Source organism: Mesorhizobium sp. M7A.F.Ca.MR.362.00.0.0 (assembly GCF_004023175.1).
In the GTDB taxonomy this organism is placed as follows: domain Bacteria; phylum Pseudomonadota; class Alphaproteobacteria; order Rhizobiales; family Rhizobiaceae; genus Mesorhizobium.
In genome coordinates this window covers 1-5,118 of sequence record NZ_RZTF01000436.1, presented here as the reverse complement: position 1 = coordinate 5,118, position 5,118 = coordinate 1, and the positions used below count along the sequence as shown (strand labels likewise).

The following is a 5,118-nucleotide window of genomic DNA, read 5'->3' as shown; positions in this document are numbered from 1 at the left end:
GTATTCGATAGTGTCGCGATCAAGGTGAAAAACAAAAAATCACCAGGGCGACAAACGAGAGGCAAAGACAATGATCAATTCGCGTCCGGCGGCGAAGACCGCCAACGTATCCGACGATCGCCGCGAGGCTATCCGTTCCCTGTACATGGAATCGCTGCAGCTTGTTGAGCGGCTGCACCGCCGCCTGCTTGATGTGATCAAGGACGAATTCGACCGCAACGGCCGTTCCGACATCAATGCCATCCAGGCGCTGCTGCTGTTCAACATCGGCAATTCCGAACTGACCGCCGGCGAGTTGCGCTCGCGTGGCTATTATCTCGGCTCGAACGTCTCCTACAATCTGAAGAAGCTGGTCGATCTCGGCTTCATCAATCACCAGCGCTCGCGCATCGACCGCCGTTCGGTCCGTGTCTCGCTGACGCCGAAGGGCAACGAGGTGGCGGAAGTCGTTGCCGGCCTCTACGAGCGTCATGTCGGCTCGATCGAGCAGGTCGGCGGCATCAACACCGACGAGTTCAAGCAGATGAACCGTGCTTTGCAGCGGCTCGACCGCTTCTGGAACGACACCATCGCCTACCGGATGTAAGGCGCCGCATCGGATCCGGCCCGCGCCACAGAAACGCGGCCGAAATATCGACCTTCAGTCAGGGCCGGTGCCGAGAGGCATCGGCCTTTTCTTTTGAGTTTGTGGAGGCAACGAGTCTGGAAATGCCCAAATCACACATTCAATCTGCGACTCACTGAAAAGCTAATTCCTTTGCCAGCAGGGCTGGGCGGAGGCGCGCCATTGGCTCCTGGGAGGGCGGGATGGCAAAACCACTTGTCACGACTAAAAGGGTATCTCGTCGTCCAAAGACCGATCAATCTTTCCCTTCGGCCCTTCGATCTGCTTCTTTGGGGGTTCGATACGCTTCTGCGGCGACGGCAATTTGAACGGCTCGGGCTCCTCGCCTTTCACTCTGGCGATGATCCCTTTAATTCGGTCCAGAAGCTCGTTGACCGGATTTAGCGTCTTGCCGAGAGCGTCTCCCAGATGTGCTACCTCCAGCCCCGCCAGCATAAGGTTCTGAAATTGGGTTCTGGCACGGTCAACATCGGCAGCTAACGCATTCAATTTATCGAAGAGCGAGTTGCGCTTCTTTTCGTCGATATCTGCTTTGGTCAAAATTTCTCTGATACCGTTGATGAGATGGTGGATGCGTTCCTTGTCCTCGATCGCAAGGCTGACGGAATACGTCTTTATGACCCGCTGCTTTCGAATATGTGTTTGCATCACGTAGCTTTTGACGAAGTACGAAAACAGCCGGTACTGAGCGTAGGCATCGTCGTAGGTGGGAAGCTCCCACGATGAGAAGGCTTCAATCTCAAAACCTCTCGCTGCAGCGAGAACATTGTTAATGTAGTCGATGTGGTAGTGGCGCGTATCCTCGCGGTCTTCAGCGTCGTGCAGCTGTTGAGCTAGCTCGCCGTTGAATCGTTCAACGAGTTGCGTAAACGCAATTTCGTCGTCTTCATCAAGGCCACTTAGGTTCATTGATCCCCCCTGTGCCGCAGAAAATATAGATACAGTGTCGATGGATACAATCGTTCAATAGTGCTCTACGCAAGAATTTGTTCTCTATTCATACCAAACGTCCTTTTCCCCGTTTGGCTGGTCGTTGTTTCGGCTATGGCTTCAGCGGGCAGAATTTTGCGCGAAAATAGGCAAGCGCCTGCTCAGTCTGCCCCGGCTCGTCGGCCGATTGTTTTGGGTTCGCACGTAAGGTCGCGGATCACGACGGTACGCTATGACTTAGCAACCTTAGAGGCCAAGCCCAAGGCGCGTGAAATCGTCTTCACTACATCGTCTTCGGCCGCAATAGTGATTGGAAATCCAGATTTATCGAGCACTTGACTACGCAGTTCGATAACAAGTTTTCCATCGACATTCTTCAGATCGAACAGGTCGGCTTTACCCTCGACCGCGCCTTCAGCGAGGCCATTTAGGTCGATGTTTACATCCCCTTCCCGCACGCGAGCGAAGGCTGGCGCAGCTACCGCTAGCAATATGTCACGGAGCGCCTCAGCTTCGTTGATCTCTTCTGTCGCCGCAGCTTTCCGAAGACAGCGGATCACATCGTCGAATTGCGTTTCGATATACAAAACTCCCACCCCAGTAAAGGCTGCAAGCGCGGCTGCGGCTTCCGCTGGTTTCGCAGAGACAGTACTCGGATCTGCGTGAAAATAGTAATCTTCAATGGTACCCCTTCTGAGGATAAAGCAGCCTTCCTCCTCCAAAAGGGCAAGAAGAGCCGAAGTTCGTTTCCTCAAATCGAACCAAATGCCACCGAGAGCTTTGACAACAGAGTCATTGCGCGACATCAATGAAACGAATGCAGCGCGACGCTTCGCCTCCTTCTCATCCTTCCCTTTGTCCCGCCTCAACCAATAGGTAGTCTGCTCAGCGAGAGGCTGGATCAACGCCCATTCCGAATCCACGGCCTTACAAAAATCGTTGTAAATGGCGCTTCCTAGGTTCGTTGCACCTGAAGCTCCTAGTTCGACAGCACGACTATTAGCTGTTGCGGTGTTCAGAAACAGGTTGATCACATCGACTCCGTCCGCGAACGCATCGGCGTCTGCCATCAGCAACGGGCTTTTCCCTAGAAGTCTCATCAGCTTTATAACAGCCGGAAATTCGCCTTTCCCGATAACTGGCAGCAGCTGGGAGCCACCCGCCTCGACATGGATACCCAGCAAGCTACAAAGGCCGGCAGAAACGATTGTGTCGGAAGGTCCTTCTACAAGAAGCGGGGTGCGAGAGAAGAAGGACAGCTTATGCTCTTGCCCCATTCTGGCTATGAGCTCGGCTACCTTATTGCTCCTTAGTACTTCGGAATCGGGCGTGATCTGAATCGGTTGCTTTTCGACGTCCTCACAGAGAACAATGCTCGACAGGTCCGCAGGGGCCTCTACCCTCAGAAACTCAGTCGAGTGCGTGCAAATGACGATGATTTTTTTGTTGCTTCCGTTCTCTGGTATGCCGGCTACGGATAGCATTTCGCGAAGCAAGAATGCTTGAAGTTGTGGGTGCAGTGACACCTCGGGCTCGTCAATCAAGAGGGCGCCAACCTCTTCATCATAAATCGCCGCCAAAAGCCCGGCCAGATGAACCAGTCCCGACGCTTCCCTGGCTGAGGAGTACGCTTTTTTACCAATGGCTGTGCTTACAAAATTGATCTTCAGGCTACCCCCAGGCCAACCTATCCTAATGTCTCGTCTAAACAGTTTTCTGAGCCGTTCGCCTATTTTGATCAGAATGTCGGGTCGCACAGCGAGAGTTTGAAATCCGCCCTCTAAGGTTTCTATCTGGTGACGACGCAGCGTATCTTCCAAGGTGCCGTGCGTGGCTTGGTCGTATCTTGGGGAGCCACTGCGATGGCCGTCGAAATCGGAACGAAATTGTTCCATCATCCCGATGCGCCCGGCCGATATGAATCGAACCCTCTTGCCGGATACATGCGAGCCCAGCGGACCAGGCATCGCACGCAACAGGTGTGTTTTACCCGAGCCGTTGGGTCCAATGATTGCTGTGAAGCCGTTGTGAAGCGTGACAGAACGCTCGAAGGATTGCTCGCCAACGCCAATGGTAGTTTTAATGATTATCGGAAATTGTACCACAGAAATCCCCCTAACTACTTCGACCATTACACGTCCTAATTTAGTGCTGCAATGCCGCGGGCCGGTGCCGAAAGCACCGGCCTTTTCTTTTCCTGCCCAAAGCCCCGGCGCCCGGTCGGCACGATCCTGCCAGGTTTGCTTTCGCTGCAGCAGTGCCTAATGTCACGGCTTGGGAGGTGCGTGATGGGTGAGGAAAAACGCTGGAAGATTTGCTCGGTTGCCGCAGTGCTTTTGTTGGTCTCGCAAACGGCTTTTGCCGAGGAATGGTGGAAGGATTCTTTCGCCGGGGAAGGCAGCGAGCCCTGTGACAACAATGACTCGATCGTGACGTTAACCGACAACGCAATGGAGATGTGGGAGGTCCGCTGCACGTTGGACAAGGTTCAGAAGATCAACCGCCTGGATGTCGTCATCCTGGACATGACGTGTACGGACGGTGAGAGCACAGACAAAAGACGGGAGCTGCTGCTCAAACTGGAGGACAACAAAGTCCTGCGCTATCCCCAGCATCAAGTGTTGCAACGATGTTCGGAATTGAAGGCAAAGCCAGGTCCGGACGCAAACGTTGAACCCCCACGCTGAGAGATCGTAAGATAGGCAGCGCGTCTCGTGGAGCGGCCGAACCGCCGCCTGCTTGACGCGACCAAGGACGCCGATCGATACCGAAAAAGCACGGGCCTTTTCATTTCGCTGCGTCGCCCGATGCAAATCGCGGGCCAAGGCCACGTTGCCGCCATATTCCAATGGAACCGAGAGTGGCAGTGATGCTGTGGTGAAGACCATGCGTTCACCCGCAACCCGTATCGCGCCTGGCTCTGTCACACCAAGGTGATACGGACCATGGTTGGCTAATTGTTAAGATTGCCAATTTTAGAGTGCGGGCGAGATCGCCCGGTGATCAACGCAGCAAGTGATCGAACTGCTACAAATGTCTGGAACGTCCATGAGAACCAGCCGTCGTTTTTTCCTCTCCGGAGCCTCCGCCCTCGCAGCCGCAGTGGTCGCCGGCGGCGCCAATGCGCAGGATGTGATCGGTGACATCCTGAAATCCTCAGCGCGCGGCAATTGGGACGACCAGTTCGATGCTCGCGCCAGCGAGGGCGGCAAGGTGGCCTCGACGCTGCCGATCTTCAGCCCGCAGACCGTCGCCTTCACGGAGCAGGCGGTCGGGCAATACCAGAACATTGTCGGGCAGGGTGGCTGGGTCGACGTTCCCGCGACCAAGAAACTGCAGCTCGGCGTCGATGATCCCGATGTGGTGCCATTGCGTAAGCGCCTGATGGTTGCGGGCGACCTGTCGCAGAGCGCCGGCATTTCGACGGCCTTCGATTCCTATGTCGACTCGGCGGTCAAGCGTTTCCAGCTGCGCCATGGCCTGCCTGCCGATGGTGCGCTCGGCAAATACACCTATGCGGCGATGAACGTTTCGGCGCAGATCCGGCTCGGCCAGCTGCAGAC

5 protein-coding genes are annotated in these 5,118 nt (G+C 55.2%); 3 read left to right on the top strand and 2 right to left on the bottom strand.

Going from position 1 to position 5,118, the window contains the following annotated elements; genetic code table 11:
- The first annotated feature begins 70 nt into the window (after positions 1–70).
- Positions 71–586 carry a MarR family winged helix-turn-helix transcriptional regulator gene (locus tag EOC06_RS32315; protein WP_008875359.1) on the top strand — a complete coding sequence of 172 codons (516 nt, stop codon included), beginning with the start codon at positions 71–73 and terminating at the stop codon, positions 584–586.
- Positions 587–829: 243 nt separating this feature from the next.
- Here EOC06_RS32315 and EOC06_RS32310 read toward each other — a convergent pair whose 3' ends face one another.
- Positions 830–1,534 carry a hypothetical protein gene (locus tag EOC06_RS32310; protein WP_128309697.1) on the bottom strand — a complete coding sequence of 235 codons (705 nt, stop codon included), beginning with the start codon at positions 1,532–1,534 and terminating at the stop codon, positions 830–832.
- Positions 1,535–1,785: 251 nt separating this feature from the next.
- On the bottom strand, positions 1,786–3,687 hold the full coding sequence (locus EOC06_RS32305) for an ATP-dependent endonuclease (protein WP_128309696.1): 1,902 nt from the start codon (positions 3,685–3,687) through the stop codon (positions 1,786–1,788).
- Between the two features lie 156 nt (positions 3,688–3,843).
- On the opposite strand from EOC06_RS32305, the gene EOC06_RS32300 reads away from it, so the two are divergent.
- Positions 3,844–4,242 (top strand): hypothetical protein, encoded by a 399-nt coding sequence (locus tag EOC06_RS32300; protein WP_245470283.1) that lies wholly within the window; start codon positions 3,844–3,846, stop codon positions 4,240–4,242.
- A 361-nt stretch (positions 4,243–4,603) separates the two neighbouring features.
- On the top strand, positions 4,604–5,118 hold a 515-nt coding region (locus EOC06_RS32295; protein ID WP_206631299.1), incomplete at its 3' end, for a peptidoglycan-binding protein.